This window comes from Pseudacidovorax sp. RU35E (genome assembly GCF_900156165.1).
Lineage (GTDB): Bacteria > Pseudomonadota > Gammaproteobacteria > Burkholderiales > Burkholderiaceae_C > Xenophilus.
Map to the genome: position 1 here is coordinate 547,356 of NZ_FTMY01000002.1, position 17,859 is coordinate 565,214.

Below are 17,859 nucleotides of genomic sequence, written 5' to 3' on the forward strand. Positions count from 1 at the left end.
CCGGTCAGCCGGGCATCGACAGCCGTGCCTCGAAGCCGTGGGTGCGCCCGGGTGGCGGCGACAGCAGCTGCAGGTCGGCGCCCTGATGCTGGGCGATGGTGGTCACGATGGAAAGCCCCAGGCCGTAGCCCGTGCGGTCGTCGGTCTGCCGCACGTGGCGTTCGCGCAGGGCCTTCAGCTGCTCGGGCGCCACGCCCGGCCCGTTGTCGCGGACCAGCACCGTGCCAGGCGCGGTCACTTCCAGCTCGACCGTGCCGTCCGGGGCGTAGCGCAGCGCGTTCTCGATCAGGTTGCGCAGGGCGATGGCCAGGGCGTCGACGTCCCCATGGACGGGGGAGATCGCTTCCTCGGGCACATGCAGGGTGAGCCGTTCGGCGGCGCGCGTGTCCTGCCAGAACTCTTCGGCGACCGCGCCGGCCAGCTTGACCAGGTCGACCGGCCGGCGCGCCAATGCCGCCCCGGACTCGGCGCGCGACAGTTGCAGCAGCTTCTCGGCGCGGTGGCTCAGTTGCCGCAGCGAGTCCAGCGCCGCCTGCACGTGGTGGCGCGCCAGGCCGTGGTCCAGTGCAGTCTGCAACCGGAGGCGCGCGGCGGCCAGCGGCGTGCGCAGCTCGTGTGCCGCGTTGGCGGCCAGCGCGCGCTCCACGTTGAGGGCCTGTGCGAGCCGCTCCAGCAGGTGGTTGACGTCGTCACCGACCGAGCGCAGCTCGTGCGGCAGTCCGGTGAGCGAGATGGGCCGCAGGTCGGTACTGCTGCGCTGGGCGATCTCCTGCGCCAGGGCCTTCAGCGGCCGCAGCTCCCGCCTGGCGATGCGCCACAGCACCAGTCCGAGCAGGGGCAGCGTGGTGATCAGCGGCACCATCAGGCCGAAGAGCGTGCGGTCCACGGCCTCGCGTCGTTCGGAGATGGGATCAGCCACCTGAAGGTACAGGTCACGCGTGGGATGCCGCACGGTGTAGATGCGCCAGTCGGGCGTGTCGGCAAAGCCGGGCGCCAGCGGGACGTCGAAGTAGTCGGGCCGCGCATTGGACGAGTGCAGCAGCAGGTGGGTGCCGCTGTCGACCATCTGGTAGACCACCTCGTCCTGGATGAAGAGGGGCGCCGGCGCCACCAGCGGTTGCTGCGGCGTCTTGCCTCCCGACAGTCCGTCGTATTGCTCCACGGCAATGTCGAACATGCGGTGCGACACCTCGACGAGCTCGTTGTCGAAGTTGAAGCTGATTTCGCGGTCCACATACCAGACCACGGCCAGCACGCACAGCAGCCAGATCGCGCCCACCGACAGGATGAGGGTGCGGGTCAGGCGTGCTGCGAGGGAGGCGCGTTGCAGATTGCCCTGCAGTCCGTCCGCAGCGTCGGCGAAGCGCGCAGTCTTCGCGGAAAGGCGGGCGGCCGGCGGAAGGCCGTCGCCATCGCCGGCAACACCCGGCATCTTCGATCCGGCGGGCCGGGCGCTCATGTATCTGGCTCCGCCACGGCCTCGGGCGGGTCGTCTCCGGGAACCAGCCGGTAGCCCAGCCCGCGCAATGTCTGGATGTGCGAGCGGCCGAGCTTGCGCCGCAGCCGGCTGACGAACACCTCCAGCGTGTTGCTGTCGGTGTCGTCATCGAAGCCGTAGAGTGCATCCAGCAGCGTCTCGCGGCTGTGGATCCGGTCCGGGCGGCTGGCCATCACCCGCAGCAAGGCCCACTCCTTCTGCGTGAGGGTGACCGGCACGCCGCGCACGCGGGCCTGGTCGTTGCCCAGGTCGATTTCCAGGGAGCCCAGGCGGACGGTGGCGGATTCCACGCTGCTGCGACGGCGTTCCACGGCGCGCAGCCGGGCCAGCAGCTCCGCCGGGTCGTAGGGTTTGATCAGGTAGTCGTCGGCCCCGGCATCCAGGCCCCGGATGCGGTCGCTGACTTGGTCGCGCGCGGTGAGCACCAGCACGATCGGCCGCTCCGGCAACATGCGCAGGCCGGGCATCAGCATCAGTCCGTCGCCATCGCCCAGGTGCAGGTCGAGCAGCACGGCCGCGTAGCGGGCGCTCGCCAGTGCCGCACGCGCACCGGCCAGGCTGGGCACCGCATCGACGATGAAGGCCTTGGCCCGCAGATAGCTGCAGACCGCGTCCGCCAGGTTGAGATCGTCTTCGACGAGAAGGATGCGCATGGACGCCGAGTCTAGTGCGGCCGGCCTTTCCGGCCGTCAACGGTCGGGCCATGCCCAGGCCTTGTTTCAGCCTGCATTCACCGCGTGCGAATAGCCTTCGCCCGCTTCATGGTTGCACCTGCCCGTCCCGTTTCCCCGCTGTGGCCCACGGTGGCCCTCACCGCCGCCCTGGTCGCCTGGGATCTGAGTGGGGCAGATCTGTGGCTGGCCGGCCTTTCCGGCACGCCGTTCGGCTTTCCCCTGCGGGCCGACTGGGCGCTGAACCGACTGATGCACAACGGCGGCAAGACGCTCAGCTGGGCCCTGACGCTCGCAATGCTGGCGGCCGTGTGGCTGCCCATGGGCCCCTGGCGTCGGCTGGTGCGCGCCGAGCGCTGGCAACTGGTGCTGTCGGTGCTCGCCGCGGTGGGAGCCGTCACGCTGGTCAAGAAGCTGAGTCTCACCAGCTGCCCCTGGGATCTGCGGGCCTTCGGCGGGGTGGCCGAGCACGTGTCGCACTGGCGCTGGCGCGTGTCTGACGGTGGACCCGGGCACTGCTTCCCAGCCGGCCATGCGTCGGCCGCCTTCGGCTTCGTGGGGGGCTGGTTCGTGTGGCGGCGGCATTCGACCGTGTTTGCCCGCGGATGGTTGCTGGCGGCGCTGGCCGCGGGTCTGGCATTCGGCGTGGGGCAGCAGATGCGCGGTGCGCATTTTCTGAGTCACACGTTGTGGAGTGGCTGGCTGTGCTGGATGGCCGGTTGGGCGGTCGATGGGGCGATGGCGGGACTGCGCCGGCCCGTCATGTCTGGCAAGCTGAACAACGCCTGAAGCCGAGGTTCAGAGTGACTTCACTGCCAACCCCTACGCTTCGGCGATGCCGTTGATCTCTCCCGCGCCGGTCCTGCGCGAGCCTTCCACGTTCGACTTCGAACCGCAGCGCGGGTGGGTGCTGCAGGCGCGCTCCCCGCGCACGATCGTCCTGGTGCTGACGGCCTATCTGCTGCTGACCGCCAACTGGCCCCTGTGGATGGAACTCGCGCAGCTGGGCCGCGCACCCAGCCTCTACGTGCCCAACATCTTCGGCATGGCGTGGCTTCTCGGCGGCGGTCTTGTCGCCCTGCTGTCGTTGACGGCCTGGTCGCGCTTCATGAAGCCGCTGTGGATGCTGTTGGTGCTCGTGGCCGCGGTGGTGCAGCACTACATGGCGACCTACCGGATGGTGATGGATCCGTCCATGGCCCTCAACGTCCTGCAGACCGATCCGGGCGAAGCGCGCGACCTGCTCAGCCTGACCATGCTGGTGCGGGTGCTGCTCGTGGCCGTGCCGGCCATCGGTTGGCTGTGGTGGGTGCCGGTGATTCCGCAGCGGCCGCTGCAGGCGCTCTGGCGCAATGCGGTGCTCTTCGTCGCGGCGGTGGCGGTGACCGTGGGCGGCGGAATGCTCATGTCGCGCCAGCTGGCGCCGCTCATGCGCAACCAGCCCCACTTGCGCTACATGATGAATCCGCTGGCAAGCGTCTATTCCTTCAGCATGGCGGCGACCCGGCCGCTGCTGCATCGCAGCCGCAAGCTGGTGCCCATTTCAGGGGGCGCGGCATTGGGCGCGAGCTATGCCGCCCAGACCCGGCCGCGCCTGCTGATGCTGGTGGTGGGCGAGACGGCCCGCGCCGACCATTTCGGCCTCAACGGCTATGCCCGCGACACCACGCCTGCGCTCAAGGCCCGCGGCGTGGTGAGCTTCGGCGATGTGCGCTCCTGCGGCACCAATACCGCCGCGTCCGTGCCCTGCATGTTCTCGCACCTCGGCAAGCAGGACTTCGAAGCCCGCAAGAACGACTACGAGAACCTCCTCGACGTGTTGCAGGCCGCCGGCCTGGCCGTGCTCTGGATCGACAACCAGTCCGGCTGCAAGGGCGTATGCGACCGGGTGCCGCACGCGGAAGCCAACGACGCCGCGCAGATCGCCGCCAACCCCAGCCTGTGCAGCGGGGACGAATGTCTGGACGACATCATGCTCAAGGGCCTGGACGAGCGCATCGCCGCCTTGCCGCCCGAGCGCGTGGCCCGCGGTGTGGTGCTGGTCATGCACCAGATCGGCAGCCACGGCCCCGCCTACTTCCGTCGCTCGCCGCCGAACGGCAAGCCCTTCCAGCCCGAGTGCCGCACGGTGACACTGGCAGACTGCGCCCACAGCGAGCTCATCAACGCCTACGACAACTCGATCGCGCACACCGACCGCGTGCTGGGTGACGCCATCGACTGGCTCAAGGCGCGCCGCAGCCGCTTCGACACCGGCATGCTCTACCTGAGCGACCACGGCGAGTCGCTGGGTGAGTACGGGCTCTTCCTGCACGGCGTGCCTTACTCGTTCGCGCCCGACGTCCAGAAGCAGGTGCCCTTCGTGGTGTGGCTCGATGGCGGATTGGGCGAACGCACAGGCGTCCCGGACGCCTGCCTGCGCAAGTCGGTCGACACGCCGCTGACCCACGACAACCTGTACCACACGGTGATGGGCCTTGTGGACGTGAAGAGCCCCACCTATGCGCCGACGCTGGACGCCTTCCAGGCTTGCCGGCATTCGGTGGCGGGCTGAGCCGCCGTGAAGGCCGGGCAACCGCGCCCGTCGTGAGTCAGCACATCAGCCTAGCGGCCTGAATGCCGATTCGCCCTGCACCGTCGGCAGGGCTTCATGGCATCGCAGCAGCAATTCGAAGGCGTGCCGTGCCGCCGCGGCCGCCGCGTCCATGCGGGCTTCGTTGGTCAGGGCTTCCTTGAGCTCGGCGACGAACTGCTTCCACCGCGGGCCCGTGCCGGCCCCTGCGCCGCGCAGGTAGGTCAGGGGCAGGGGGACCATGGCTGGCGCCAGCCGCTTGTGAAGCACCTGCCCGCCCAGCCGGGAACCTTCCAGCACATAGGCCAGACCCCAGTCCGCACCATCGGCGGTGAGGGCAGCGTCGGGCACCGCGCGGACTTCGACGCGCGGCGCGGGCTGGCCCAGCAGGCGCTGGCAATCGGCCAACTCGGCATCCAGTGCATCGCGCTCGTCATCCAGACGTCGTGATGCGGCACCGGACTGCTGCAACAGCCCCACCCAGCCGCGCAGCAACGCCAAGTGCCGCATATAGTCATCCGGACCGGCGCCCTCGCGGGCGATCGGAAGCCCGGTGTCGAGCCTGGCGTGAAGCGCGGAAGTGGCTGCGCGGAGGCGCTGCAGCGGGTCGATGGCCGGGGCGGTGGGGGGCGAGGACGGATCGGCGATGGGCGCAGGGGTCATGGAAGGCGACGGCGGGTTGCCGGCGATCATAGGCAGGCCGCCCGGCGCGCCCTTACCGTACGGGTTTATCAGCCGGCTTCTCGCGCGGCACACGGCCCATCAGGAAGAACTCCGGATTCGGCTGCATGCCGCTGAAGCTGGCCAGCCGGTTCGACAGACCGAAAAAGGCGGTGATGGCGGCGATGTCCCAGATGTCCTCGTCGTCGAAGCCGTGGGCATGCAGAGCGGCGAAGTCGGCCTCGTCGACCTCGTGCGACCGCTCGCACACCTTCATCGCAAAGGCCAGCATGGCGCGCTGGCGCTCGGAGATGTCGGCCTTGCGCCAGTTGACGGCCACCTGGTCGGCCACGAGCGGCTTCTTCTCGTAGATGCGCAGCAGCGCACCGTGCGCCACCACGCAGTAGAGGCACTGGTTGGCCGCACTCGTGGTGGTGACGATCATCTCGCGGTCGCCCTTGCTGAGTGCGCTGGTGCGGCCCACGCTTTCGGGTTCCATCAGCGCATCGTGGTAGGCGAAGAAGGCGCGCCATTCGGCGGGGCGGCGGGCCAGCGCCAGGAAGACGTTGGGCACGAAGCCCGCCTTCTCCTGCACGGCCAGGATGCGGGCGCGGATGTCCTCGGGGACCTTGTCGAGTTCGGCAAGCGGGTAGCGTTGGCTCATGGCGGATGTCTCCTGTCTTGTAGGCAGCGTTGTTCAGTGGCGATCATAGGCAGCGGCTGAGGGGAGCACGGTCGCGCGGGTTGCGCGTGGCGCAGGATCCTCAGCGCTGGCTATGGCTGCGATGAGAACGTTCGAATTCACAGCCGACGGTCTGCTGCCTAGCATTGATGTCCATGAACACCGCCATCACCGCCCCCCGTCGCCTCCTCGGTCTCGTCATCAACGCCGGCGGCCTCGCCGTCGGCCTCGCGCATGGTCTGAGCCTGCTGCGCTGAAGCGCCGGACAGGGCTCTTTGTCAGTCGATGCGGGGCGGGCGGTCGTCGTCGAGCACCGCGTCATCGCTCTCGTCCTTGAGCTGAACGCCGGTCAGCCCGCGGCGCAGCGCTTCGCGCACCAGCCAGCCGAGCTTGAAGGCGGCCGCCTCGTAGCCCAGGCCCTCCGGACGCACGTTCGAGATGCAGTTGCGCTGCGCATCGTGACGGCCGCGTCGCGGTTCGTGGGTGAGGTAGATGCCCAGGCTGTCCGGGCTGGAAAGGCCGGGCCGCTCGCCGATCAGGATCGCGCCGAGGCGGGCGCCCAGGGCCTCGCCCACCTCGTCGGCCAACGCGACGCGCGCCTGCGTGGCCACGACGACGGGCGCGATGCGCAGGTCGGCCGGCAGCTGCGCGCGAAGGGCGGCCAGGAGCGGCCGCGCATGGCGCTCGATGGCCAGCGACGACAGGCCGTCGCCCACCACCAGGCAGAGATCGCATCCCCTTTCCGGCCGCACGCGCAAGGCTTCGGCGTCGGCCGCATCCAGGCTGCGTCCCAGGTCGGGCCGGCGCAGGTAGGTGGCCCGGTCCGGCGCCTGGCTGCGGGCACGCAGGACGGACCAGCCGTCTTCTTCGAGCGACCGGACGAGCGCGTCGGCGTCCAGCGCCGCATGGATGGCATCGCGCGCCATGGCATGCGCCCAGCCGAAGCGCAGCGTCTCGTCGGTGGGCATGCCGCTGCCCGCACGGCCGAGGGCCAGCCGGGCGGGCGTGGCGGCGCGCCAGGCCTGCCAGGCGTCGGGCGTGACGGGCGGGGAGGAACCCTCTTCTGCTGGGGCGTTTCCCGTGCTGGCCTGGGCAGGATCGGTGGGTAGGGCGTTCATGCGGGGCCTTCCAGAAGATGCAGCCGCTCCATGCCCTGCTGCAGCGCCGGTGCACTGTCTGGCCGCAGCCGGCCATCGGCGCCGGTGATGCCCATGCGTTGCAACCAGGCCTCGAACTCGGGTGCCCGGGCCAGCCCCAGGGTGTCGCGCAGGAAGAGGGCGTCGTGGAAGGAGGTGCTCTGGTAGTTGAGCATCACGTCGTCCGCCCCCGGCACGCCGATCAGAAAGGTGAGGCCGGCCGTGGCCAGCAGCACCAGCAGCGTGTCCATGTCGTCCTGGTCGGCCTCGGCATGGTTGGTGTAGCAGGCGTCGCAGCCGATGGGCAGGCCCAGCAGCTTGCCGCAGAAGTGGTCTTCCAGGCCGGCGCGGATGATCTGCTTGCCGTCGAACAGGTATTCCGGCCCGATGAAACCCACGACGGTGTTGACCAGCAGCGGCCGGTAGCGCCGCGCCAGCGCATAGGCCCGCGCCTCGCAGGTCTGCTGGTCGACGCCATGGTGCGCATTGGCCGACAGCGCGCTGCCCTGGCCGGTCTCGAAGTACATGACGTTGTCGCCCAGCGTGCCGCGGCCCAAGGCGCGGGCGGCCTCGCAGGCTTCGTCCAGCAGTTCGGGTGTCACGCCGAAGGAGAGGTTGGCCTTCTCGGTGCCGGCAATGGACTGGAAGACCAGATCCACCGGCGCGCCGCGCTCCATCAGCTTCATCGTGTTGGTCACATGCGTCAGCACGCAGCTCTGGGTGGGAATGGCGAAGCGCTCGATGACCTCGGCCAGCATGTGCTGCAGCCGCTCGAGCACCGGCAGGCTGTCCGAGACGGGGTTGACGCCGATCACCGCATCGCCCGCGCCATAGAGCAGGCCGTCCAGGGTGGAGGCGGCGATCCCGCGCAGATCGTCGGTCGGATGGTTGGGCTGCAGCCGTACGGCCAGGTGGCCGGGCAGACCGAGGGTGTTGCGGAAGCGGGTGGTGACCTGGCACTTGCGGGCGACGGCGATCAGGTCCTGGTTGCGCATCAGCTTGGAGACGGCGGCCACCATTTCCGGTGTGAGCCCAGGCGCCAGCGCGGTCAGCGCCGCGGTGTCCGCCGCATCGGACAGCAGCCAGTTGCGGAAATCGCCCACCGTGCGATGCGACACCGGTGCGAAGGCGGCGGCGTCATGGCCGTCGAGGATCAACCGGGTGATGTTGTCCTCTTCGTAGGGCACCAGCGCCTCGCTGAGGAACTGCCTGAGCGGCGTGTCGGCCAGCACATGCCGCGCCGCCATGCGTTGCTGCGCGGTCGCGGCGCCAACGCCGGCCAGGTAGTCGCCCGAGCGCGCCGGGCTGGCGCAGGCCATCACCTGGCGAAGATCGTCGAAGTCGAAGACCTGATGCTGGATCGTCGTGCGATAGCGCATGGGCGGTGTCGGTGGGCGAGGGCCGGCCGTGGCGGGAGACCGACGCATGATCGCGCTCGCCGCCCGGCTGCCGGGTAGGACAAGCGATGCAGGTTCCGGGCCCGCGCTCGGGCTGAGCTGCTGCGGCGGGAGCGCAGAGCGCGTCGGGGCGCCGCTTATGATCCGCCGCTTTTCCACGTCGGGAGAGCCCATGACCATCGTTTCGCGTGCTGTTGGCGCCGCTGCCGCCACCCTTCTCATCGCCAGTGGCGCTGTTCACGCCCAGGGCGCCGCCGTCACCACGCCCAGCGGGCTGGTCTACCAGAGCGTCAAGGAGGGCACCGGCCCCAGCCCCTCGGCGACCGACACGGTGCGGGTGCACTACCGCGGCACCTTCCCGGACAGCGGCAAGGAATTCGACAGCTCCTACGCCCGCAACCAGCCGGCCGAATTCCCCCTCAACCGCGTGATCCCCTGCTGGACCGAGGGCCTGCAGAAGATGAAGGTGGGCGGCAAGGCCAAGCTGGTGTGCCCGCCTGCCATCGCCTACGGCAGCCGCGGCGCGGGCGGCGTGATTCCGCCCAATGCCACGCTGAACTTCGAGGTCGAACTGCTGGGCATCCAGGGCCGCTGAACCCCGGCGCCCGGCCGCCGTGCCGTATCAGCGGCGGCCTGCGCGGCCTACCGCAAGCCGCAGCAGGGCCAGCAGGATCAACGCCGCGGCGCCCAATGCCGCGGCCGCCATGACCCAGAACGCCAGCGGCGAATGCTGCGCCGGCCAGGGCCCGAGGCCGTGGTAGGCCAGCCGGTAGCCGCCGCCCAGCCCCACGCCCCACAGCAGGGCGCAATACACCAGCAGGGGCGCCACCGTGATGCGGAAGCAGCGCAGCACGAAGATGCACAGCGTCTGCGTCGCGTCCGCCAAGTGGTAGGCGGCGCAGGCCACAAGCAGGCCTGCGGCCAGGTGGGCCACCGCGGCCTCCCGCGTGTAGAACTGGACGACGGTGCCGCGCAGGGCCAGCAGCAGGCCGGCCACCATCAGGGCCGCCAGCACCGCCATGCCCAGACCCTGCCAGCAGGCGCGCCGCGCCTGGTCCGGCCGCCCGGCACCCATCCAGTAGCCGACCCGGGCGCTGGTGGCCAGGCCCAGCGACAGCGGCACCATGTACGCGACGGCCGTGAGGTTGGACGCGATCTGGTGCGCAGCCGTGGCCGTGCTGCCCAGGCGGGCGATGAACAGCGCCATGAAGGTGAAGGAGCTCACCTCGACCATCACCGACAGTCCCGCCGGCACGCCCAGCCGGGCGAAGGTGCCCAGTTGCGGCCAGTCCGGCCGCTCGGGCCGGCGCCAGAGGCGATAGGGCTGGTATTCGGGTCGGTGGCGCAGCATCAGCACCGCGACGGCCAGCATCAGCCAGTTGACGGTCAGCGTGGCGAGCGCGCAGCCCATCAGGCCCAATGCGGGCACGCCCACGCCGCCGAAAGTCAGCCAGATCGACAGCGGGACCTTGACCGCCAGTGCCCCGACCTGCAGCCAGGTGACGAAGCTGGGCCGGCCGATGGACTGGTTCAGCGTGGCGTAGATACGGAAGAGCAGCGCCGCCGGCAGTGCCGCGGCCAGCACCGCCAGGTACTGGCCGACCGCGCCGCGCATGGCGGGCGGCACCTCGGTCCATGCCAGCAGCGGGCCGGGCGACAGCAGCAGCGTCGCGCCGACCACCGTGGCGGCCGCGCACAGGTATAGCGCCTGGCGCACGGAGCGGCCCATGGCCTCGCGACGGTCGGCGCCATGCAGCTCGGCCCAGACGGGCAGCAGGGCCTGCAGGGTGCCGGTCAGCGCCACGAAGACGCTGATGAAGATGGCCGCGCCGATGGACAGCGCCGCCAGCGCCTCCTGATCGAAGCGGCCGGCCACCACGGTGTCGGTGACGCCGAAGGCCATGGTCGCCATCTGGCCGACCAGCACCGTGCCGGCGTGCCGGGCGATGAGGCGCCGCTCGCTCACTGCGGTGCCTGTCGGCGGAACAGCAGCAGGTCGTCGCTGGGACTGGTGGGCCGGCGGAAGGTGCCCTCGAAATGCCAGTCGGCCATGCGGACCTGGTTGGGCAGGCTGAAGAGGTAGTCCGGATGCACCAGCAGCCAATTGCACTGGCTGCCGCGTGCCAGCGGCTGCAGTGTCAGGCGGCCATGGTGGCGCAGCGCGGCGATCTGGGCGCGATTGAGGCCCAGCTCGTCCACACAGCCGGGCTGCGCGCCCATGCGTTGCGACAGCGCGCGGACCTGGGGTTCGTAGCTGCGGGCGTAGTCGAGCAGTGGCAGCCACAGGGTCATGAGCAGCAGCCAGCACAGCGCGGCGCCGCCGGCGGGCAGGGCCATCGTCTTCCAGAGCGCGGCACGGTGGCGCCCGGTGCGCCAGCGCACCAGCCAGGCCCAGGCGATGGTGGCCGCCAGCGCCAGCCCGAAGCCGATCCAGGAGAAGTCGGGCACGAAACCCGGCGCCAGGCGGTAGACGTTGGCGGCCGGCTTGGCCGGCACGCCCGTGTGCAGAGAAACCCAGTACACCCAGATGAACAGCGCCACGCCGCTGAAGAAGAGCAGGGTGAACCAGTCGATCAGTGCCGACACGCTGCGCCGGAAGGTGGGCAAGGCAAAGGCCGCCAGCGTCGCGAAGGCCGGCAGGCCGATCAGCAGCGAGCGTTCGCCGAAGTCCGTGAAGATGGTCGAGAACGAGGCCGCCAGCATGAAGCCCAGAGGCAGCGCCACATGCCGGGCCGTCAGTTGCCGGCGCCAGCGCCACAGCGTCCAGATCGCCAGGGGCCAGGCCGGCCAGGTGAACCACAGGAAGAGCTTGAGCAACCCGCGAGCCTCGGCGATGAGGCGCTCGTTGGGGTTGCTGCCGGGCAGGGAGAGGTTCCAGTGGAACTGGCCGAGGGCGGCCGCCACAGCTGCCCCGGTCAATGCCAGCGCCGCCAGGCCCAGGACGCCGGTGCGGTCGTATACCGGACTGGCGTCGCCGTCGGGCTCACGCTGGCCGAGCAGCCATTCGCGGCAGGCCAGCACCGCGCAGCCTCCGCTGAGGATCAGGCCCATGGAGGGCGCGCCGCTGAGTGCCAGCCCCAGCGTGCCGATGCCGAAGGTCATGAGCGGGCCGGCGCGGCGGTAGGGCAGCGCCGCCGTGCCGTAGAACAGCAGCGACGCGAAGAAGAGCTGTGCCAGCGCCGGCGTCGTCTCGTGGCCCAACTGGGCCAGGCCCAGGCTGGCGATCAGCGCGAGAAGACCGCCGTCGGCCATGGCGCGGGCATAGTCCGTCGGGCGGGCCTCGCCACCGAAGGCGAAGGCCACGGGCTGGGCCCGCGGCGTCCGGGCCAGGTAATAGACCGCGTACCAGGTGGCGGTGAAGGTGCACCACAGCATCACCGCAAAGACGATGCGCACCGCCAGGTCCGGCGGCAGCCACGAGGGCGAGAGCTGAATGGCCCAGGCCCCGATCCAGTACGGCAGCAGGGCCGGAATCTCGGGCCGCAGGCCGAGCAGCAGCGGATCGAGCCAGCGCGCGATGCCGCCGCCGCCCTCGGCCAGCGCAGCCATGTAGCCGAAGGAGGCGACATCCGCGCTCTTCCACGGCCCCCGGCCCAGCAGGCCGGGCATCAGGTAGGCGGCACACAACAGCAGCAGCGCCGCCCGGGGCAGGCGGCGCACGGCGTTCTGGGCAACGATGGCGGGATTGGGGGGGCTCAATGCGCGGGGCTCACGGTCTGGCGGGCGGGCGTGCGGCCCGGATCAGCGGGCGGCGCATGGGGGAAAAAACAAAGGGCAGCACGGAGATCCGGGCTGCCCTCGGTGCACCGCACGGGGCGGCGCTGTGTGCAAAGACGGCTTACTTGGAGGACAGCGCGGTCTTGCCGAACTTGTTGCGGAACTTCTCGACGCGGCCGCCCATGTTGTCCACCGACTTCTGGGTGCCGGTGTAGAAGGGGTGCGACTCGCTGGAGGTGTCCAGCTTGTACAGGGGGTATTCCTTGCCTTCGAAGGTCTCGGTCTCGCGCGTGTTCACGCAGGAGCGGGTGACGAACTTGAAGCCGTTGGACAGGTCCAGGAACAGGACTTCGCGGTAGTCGGGATGGATGCCTTCTTTGGCCATGGTGATTCCTTGAGCGTCGATGCGGGAGCCACTGTGCACAACCATCGTGCCAGCACTTGCCGCGAAAAGCCCTCGATTCTAGCGCGGCAGTTCAGAGAGCGCCAGCACGCCGAGCGCCCGGCTGTTCAGGCCTTCACCACGCCGCACCAGTCGACGATGAACTGGGCCATGGCGGCCGTCACGCGTTGCATGCTTTTGAGCGACACGGCTTCGTCGATACCGTGGATGTTGCGGGCCACGGGCCCATAGTTGGTCACCGGGATGTCGCTCAAAAGCCGGAAGTGCCGGCCGTCGGTGGTGGCCGTGCAGGCGAGGCGCGCCGGCGGCTGGCCGGCGATCTTCTCGTGGGCGTCGGCCAGCGTGCGCATGGCGGGCGCCTCCAGGTCGTAGACGCAGCCGGGCGAGCGGTGGCCGCGGGCGTCGATCTCGACCACCAGGGCCGGGTTGAGCGCGCGCGCCTTAGCGCGGATGCGCGCGCCGACCTGGGCCTCCACATCTGCCGGGTCCATGCCGGGGTAGTAACCGATCCGCAGGCCCAGCGTGCAGGTGCAGGGCACCGAGGAATTCCATTCCCCGCCCTCGATCCGGCCCAGGTTGAAGTTGACCGGGTGCGCCACGTCGGCGAAGGCAGGGTGGCGGTTCTCGGGCCGGTTCCACTCGGCCTCCAGCTCCTTCAGGTCCGTCATGATCGCCATCGCCGCCTCGATGGGGTTAAGCCCCTGGCCCATGTAGGCGACATGGGCGGGCCGCCCGGTCAGGGTGACGAACAGCCAGCTCACCCCCACCTGCGCGCTCATCAGCGTCTCGCCGAAGGGCTCGGGAATGATGACGGCGTCGAAGTCGGTCAGCTTCGCCTTGGCCCGGGCGGTCTGCAGCGCATGCAGGGTGGCGAGCGTGCCGTTGCCGGTGTTCTCTTCGTCCAGCACGGCATTGAAGCCGACGGTGCCGGCCGGAGCGAATCCCAGCGTGCGCAGCAACTGGAGCGCGGCCAGCGCGCAGACGATGCCACCCTTCATGTCGCCGGCGCCGCGGCCGTACAGCCAGCCGTCTTCCACGCGCGGCACGTAGGGGCCGGTGGTCCACAGCGATTCCGGGCCCGTCGGCACCACGTCCAGATGGCCGCTGAAGAGCACCGAGCGGCCTTTTGAACCCGCGGGTGGCAGGTGGCGGGCCAGAAGGTTGTGCCGGCCGCCGTCCGGATCGCAGGGGCAAGAGAACAGGGCCAGGCCCTCGATCTGCCGGCTGTCGAGCACGATGCGCTCGCAGTCCAGACCCATGTCCTGCATCAGGCCTTCCAGGAAGTCGGCAGCCGGTTGCTCGGCGCCGGATGGGCTGGGCGCGGCGACGAAGGCGCTGAGCGTGTCGATCATCCAGGGCGTCAGGGCCTGGGCCGCGTCGCGCAGTTGGTCGGGGGTGGGGGTGGCAGCCATGGGCGGTTCCAGGTTCAGAGTCGGGCCAGTACCTCGTCCAGCGTCTGGACCAGCAGGTCGGCATGGGCGCGCTCGAAGACCAGGGGCGGCCGCAGCTTGAGGATGTGAGCCGCCTCGCCCGTGGCGCTGAGCAGCACGCCGGCCTGCCGCAGGCCGTTGACCACCCGCGCAGCCTCAGCGGTGGCCGGCGTGCGGCGGGCGCGGTCGGTGACCAGTTCGACGCCAATGAACAGGCCTGCGCCGCGCACCTGGCCGATCAGCGCATGTTTTTCGCCAAGTTGTCGCAGGCCCGCCATCAGATGGTCGCCGACCGCCTGCGCGGTGGCCTGCAGCCCACCGTCCTGGAGCACGTCGAGCACTGCGGCGGCGGCTGCCATCGACACCGGATTGCCGCCAAAGGTGTTGAAGTAGCGGCACTGCCGGCCGAAGGCGGCCATCACCTCGGGCCGCACGGCCAAGCCGGCGACCGGATGGCCATTGCCCATTGGCTTGCCCATGGTGACGATGTCCGGCACCACGCCATGGCGGGCGAAGCCCCAGAAGGCCTCGCCGGTACGTCCGAAGCCGGGCTGCACCTCGTCGGCGATGAACACGCCGCCGGCCTCGCGGATCGCGGCCACGGCTTCCTGCAGGAAGCCGCGCGGGCCGGTGAAGATGCCGTCGCTGGAGAAGACGGTGTCAACCAGCAGCGCCGCGGGCCGGATGCCGGCGGCCTGCAGGTCGGCGATGGCGCGCCGCACGCCGTCGGCGAAGTGCCGGCCCAGCGTTTCGGCGTCCAGGTCGTCGCCATCCGGCGGGGGCACGGTACGCACCGCGCGGCCCAACTGCACATAGCGGCCCAGCGAGGGCGAGGCCTCGGCCAGGCTGGCGGTGACGCCGTGGTAGGCGAAGTTCGTGATGATCACGCCCTCGCCGCTGGTGTGGGTGCGGGCGATGCGCAGGGCCAGGTCGTTGGCCTCGCTGCCGGTGCAGGTGAAGACGGCATGGCCCAGCTCGGCGGGCATCGTGGCCAGCAGGCGCTCGGCATAGCCCAGCACCCCCTCGTGCAGGTAGCGCGTGTGGGTGTTGAGCGTGGCGGCCTGCCGTGCGATGGCCTCGACCACCTGCGGATGTGCATGGCCGACGCAGACGACGTTGTTGTACGCGTCCAGGTAGCGGCGGCCCTCGGCGTCGAACAGCCACACGCCTTCGCCGCGCACCGGGTGCAGCGGCTCGTCGTAGAACAGGCGGTAGCTGGGGCCGAGCAGACGGGCGCGGCGTTCGATCAGGTCGGCAGTGGTGGCGGGCATGGGCAGGGCGCGTCGAGGCGAGTCAGGGGCAGGCGTGGCGCAGCGCGTCGTCCAACGCATTGGCAGGCAGCGCGGCCAGCGCCGCCAGTCGCGCCCAGGAGGCGCCGTTGTTGCGCAGCAGGTACGCCGCATTGGCCGGCTCCCTCGCTGCCCGCCAGCCGCTGATGGCGACCACCATGGCCAGGCGCGTGGCGACCAGGATCGGCAGCAGCGTTCGCTCTTGCATCGAAAGCGGCGTGACCGCGTGGTACGCACCGGCGAAGGCCGCGATGCTCTCGGCGGGTGCCTGTGCGTCGAGGTGGTAAGAGGCCGCGACTGCCAGGTCGACGATGCGCGGCGCGGCGACCATGTCGCCGAAGTCCAGGATGCCGACCAGACGCTCGGGCGCCTGCGGGTCCACCAGCAGGTTGGACGGGTTGAAGTCGTTGTGGATGGGCTGGCGGGGCAGCGTGCGCAGCACCGGGAGCGCCTCGTCGGCGAAGCGGTCCAGCGCGGCCTGGGCGAGCGCGCGGCGGGCCGGGTCGTCCACATGCGCCAGCAGGCTGCGGGTGCCGAGGGCGCGTTGAAGGTCCCAGGGCAGGGGCAGTTCGCCCGCGCGATGGGACAGGCCGGCGAGGGCCGCATCCAGCCGGGCGAGCAGTGCGCCCGCATGGGCGGCGCGCCCCGGCGTGGGCGGCGCCTTGGGCAGGGGCAGGCCGTCCAGATAGCTGAAGAGGCGGACGACGCGGGGGGCATCTCCGACCGGGGTGTCCACCACAGCGAACGCGCCGCTGCTCGTTGGCAGCAGGCGCTGCACCGGCAGATCCGGCTCCGTCGCTGCGAGGTGCAGCAGGGCCTGAGTCTGGAAGTCGGCGACGACGGCGCTCTCGACCGGGTGCGAGACCTTGAGCATGCAGGGCGCGCCGCCATCCGCTGGCTGGACCAGGAAGTTGGCATCGCGCTCGCCGCCCAGCGGCGTCAGCGTTCCGCTCAGTCCGTAGTGACGCTGCAGCAGGCGCGTGGCCTCGTTCAAATCGACCGGCGCGGGAGGCGCGCACAGGACGGCGGCTTCGGGCAACTGCTCGAAAGCGTCGTCTTCGCGCCCAGTCCGTTCGGGCTGAGCCTGTCGAAGCCAGGGCACATCGGACGGTGCGCCGTTTCGCCCTTCGACAGGCTCAGGGCGAACGGGTTGGGGATCGGGGTTCGTTGGCAGTAGATCGCTCCCAGTCCGTTCGGGCTGAGCCTGTCGAAGCCAGGGCACATCGGACGGTGCGCCGTTTCGCCCTTCGACAGGCTCAGGACGAACGGGTTGGGGGCTGTCGGGTGCTTCAGGCGCAAGGCAAACGGGTTGGGGACCGTCGGGCGCTTTGGGCGCAGGGCGACCGGGCTGGGCGGTCGGTGGCGCTTGCAGACTCATGCCGCCGCCTCGAAGCCACCGAGCGCGCTGCGCAGGTTGGGACCCAGGTCGGGCGACAGGTAGCCGCCTTCCTGCACCAGCACCGTGGGAACACCCAGCTGCGCGATCTCGCCGGTGATGCGGGCGAAGCCCTCGGTGCTGACGGCCAGCGCGCGGTAGGGGTCGTGCTCGTGGGCGTCCAGCCCCAGCGCCACCACGACGGCGCCCGGTGCATAGGCGCGCACGGTGTCCAGGGCGCCACGCAGGGCGACGAGGTAGGCCTCGGTGTCCGTCCCGCGCGCCAGCGGCACGTTCAGGTTGAAGCCCAGACCATCGCCCTCGCCATGTTCGTGCGCATGGCCGGTGAAGAAGGGCGTACAGAAATGCGGATCGCCGTGCAGCGAGACGGTGAGCACGTCGCGCCGGCGCCAGAAGATGCCCTGCGTGCCGTTGCCGTGGTGCACATCGACATCGACGATGGCCACGCGGTCGAAGCGCTGGCGCAGATGCTGCGCGGCGATGGCGGCGTTGTTGAGGTAGGTGAAGCCGTTCGCCCGGTCGGCGTAGGCATGGTGGCCCGGCGGGCGGCACAGGGCATAGGCGGCGCGCTCGCCGTCCAGCACCAGTTGCGCTGCATGGGTCGCCGTGTGGGCCGACCACACGGCGGCCTCCCAGGTGTGCTGGCCCAGCGAGCAGGCCATGTCGCCCAGGTGGTAGCCGGCCTGGCCGACCAGGCTGTCGGGATAGGTGAAGGGCTGTCCGGGAAAGGGATGCACGTTGGGGATCACCTCGAAGGAGGGATCGTCCAGCTGCTGCCAGCGCGCCCAGGCCGTCTCCAGAAAGCGAAGGTACTGCGGCGTGTGGATGGCAGCGCGCGGGCCCGGGCCGTGGTCCTCGGGCGCGAAGACTTCGTGGCCCTGCTCGCGCGCAGCCTGCCGCAGCAGGTGGGCGCGCTCGGGCTGCTCGTTGCTGCGCTTGAACTTGCCGCGCACGATGAACTGCTGCGGATCGTGGCCGACGTGGCGGTCGCTGTAGATGACTTTCATG

At 70.4% G+C, this 17,859-nt stretch carries 16 protein-coding genes; 3 read left to right on the forward strand and 13 right to left on the reverse strand.

Going from position 1 to position 17,859, the window contains the following annotated elements; translation table 11 throughout:
• Positions 1-4: 4 nt before the first annotated feature.
• Both BXA03_RS05395 and BXA03_RS05400 read right to left on the reverse strand, forming a co-directional pair.
• The gene (locus tag BXA03_RS05395; protein WP_234983595.1) at positions 5-1,459 is read right to left on the reverse strand and encodes an ATP-binding protein; all 1,455 of its coding nucleotides are present in this window, start codon (positions 1,457-1,459) and stop codon (positions 5-7) included.
• Positions 1,456-2,151, reverse strand: a complete 696-nt coding sequence (locus tag BXA03_RS05400) for a winged helix-turn-helix domain-containing protein (protein WP_076504675.1) — start codon at positions 2,149-2,151, stop codon at positions 1,456-1,458. Before BXA03_RS05400 ends, BXA03_RS05395 begins: the two co-directional genes overlap by 4 nt.
• A gap of 108 nt (positions 2,152-2,259) precedes the next feature.
• Here BXA03_RS05400 and BXA03_RS05405 point away from each other — a divergent pair, with 108 nt between their 5' ends.
• Both BXA03_RS05405 and BXA03_RS05410 read left to right on the forward strand, forming a co-directional pair.
• Positions 2,260-2,958 (forward strand): phosphatase PAP2 family protein, encoded by a 699-nt coding sequence (locus BXA03_RS05405; RefSeq protein WP_076504677.1) that lies wholly within the window; start codon positions 2,260-2,262, stop codon positions 2,956-2,958.
• 46 nt (positions 2,959-3,004) lie between these two features.
• Positions 3,005-4,723: a phosphoethanolamine transferase gene (locus tag BXA03_RS05410; protein ID WP_076504679.1), complete on the forward strand. Its 1,719-nt coding sequence runs from the start codon at positions 3,005-3,007 to the stop codon at positions 4,721-4,723.
• Between the two features lie 45 nt (positions 4,724-4,768).
• On the opposite strand, the gene BXA03_RS05415 is transcribed toward BXA03_RS05410, so the two are convergent.
• The 4 genes from BXA03_RS05415 to BXA03_RS05430 all read right to left on the reverse strand — a co-directional run bounded on the left by BXA03_RS05415 (position 4,769) and on the right by BXA03_RS05430 (position 8,598).
• A complete protein-coding gene (locus tag BXA03_RS05415) occupies positions 4,769-5,404 on the reverse strand; it encodes a biliverdin-producing heme oxygenase (RefSeq protein ID WP_076504891.1) in 636 nt (211 codons plus the stop codon).
• Positions 5,405-5,456: 52 nt separating this feature from the next.
• Positions 5,457-6,065 carry a peroxidase-related enzyme gene (locus BXA03_RS05420; RefSeq protein WP_076504681.1) on the reverse strand — a complete coding sequence of 203 codons (609 nt, stop codon included), beginning with the start codon at positions 6,063-6,065 and terminating at the stop codon, positions 5,457-5,459.
• A gap of 296 nt (positions 6,066-6,361) precedes the next feature.
• Positions 6,362-7,201, reverse strand: a complete 840-nt coding sequence (gene eutC / locus BXA03_RS05425; protein WP_076504682.1) for an ethanolamine ammonia-lyase subunit EutC — start codon at positions 7,199-7,201, stop codon at positions 6,362-6,364.
• The gene (locus BXA03_RS05430; protein ID WP_076504684.1) at positions 7,198-8,598 is read right to left on the reverse strand and encodes an ethanolamine ammonia-lyase subunit EutB; all 1,401 of its coding nucleotides are present in this window, start codon (positions 8,596-8,598) and stop codon (positions 7,198-7,200) included. Before BXA03_RS05430 ends, eutC begins: the two co-directional genes overlap by 4 nt.
• A 190-nt stretch (positions 8,599-8,788) precedes the next feature.
• Between BXA03_RS05430 and BXA03_RS05435 the strand changes: the two genes are divergently transcribed.
• The gene (locus BXA03_RS05435) at positions 8,789-9,211 is read left to right on the forward strand and encodes an FKBP-type peptidyl-prolyl cis-trans isomerase (RefSeq protein ID WP_076504893.1); all 423 of its coding nucleotides are present in this window, start codon (positions 8,789-8,791) and stop codon (positions 9,209-9,211) included.
• 27 nt (positions 9,212-9,238) lie between these two features.
• Here BXA03_RS05435 and BXA03_RS05440 read toward each other — a convergent pair whose 3' ends face one another.
• The 7 genes from BXA03_RS05440 to BXA03_RS05470 all read right to left on the reverse strand — a co-directional run bounded on the left by BXA03_RS05440 (position 9,239) and on the right by BXA03_RS05470 (position 17,858).
• The gene (locus tag BXA03_RS05440; RefSeq protein ID WP_076504686.1) at positions 9,239-10,582 is read right to left on the reverse strand and encodes an MATE family efflux transporter; all 1,344 of its coding nucleotides are present in this window, start codon (positions 10,580-10,582) and stop codon (positions 9,239-9,241) included.
• Positions 10,579-12,315 (reverse strand): hypothetical protein, encoded by a 1,737-nt coding sequence (locus BXA03_RS05445; RefSeq protein WP_076504688.1) that lies wholly within the window; start codon positions 12,313-12,315, stop codon positions 10,579-10,581. Before BXA03_RS05445 ends, BXA03_RS05440 begins: the two co-directional genes overlap by 4 nt.
• 139 nt (positions 12,316-12,454) lie before the next feature.
• On the reverse strand, positions 12,455-12,718 hold the full coding sequence (locus BXA03_RS05450) for a type B 50S ribosomal protein L31 (RefSeq protein WP_076504690.1): 264 nt from the start codon (positions 12,716-12,718) through the stop codon (positions 12,455-12,457).
• A gap of 125 nt (positions 12,719-12,843) precedes the next feature.
• Entirely contained in the window at positions 12,844-14,148 is a 1,305-nt protein-coding gene (locus BXA03_RS05455; RefSeq protein ID WP_076504692.1) for an ArgE/DapE family deacylase, read from the reverse strand.
• Between the two features lie 14 nt (positions 14,149-14,162).
• A complete protein-coding gene (locus BXA03_RS05460) occupies positions 14,163-15,437 on the reverse strand; it encodes an aspartate aminotransferase family protein (RefSeq protein WP_076504694.1) in 1,275 nt (424 codons plus the stop codon).
• A 22-nt stretch (positions 15,438-15,459) separates the two neighbouring features.
• Positions 15,460-16,557: a phosphotransferase gene (locus tag BXA03_RS05465; protein WP_234983596.1), complete on the reverse strand. Its 1,098-nt coding sequence runs from the start codon at positions 16,555-16,557 to the stop codon at positions 15,460-15,462.
• A 272-nt stretch (positions 16,558-16,829) separates the two neighbouring features.
• Positions 16,830-17,858: a histone deacetylase family protein gene (locus BXA03_RS05470; protein ID WP_076504698.1), complete on the reverse strand. Its 1,029-nt coding sequence runs from the start codon at positions 17,856-17,858 to the stop codon at positions 16,830-16,832.
• Between the last annotated feature and the right edge of the window lies 1 nt (position 17,859).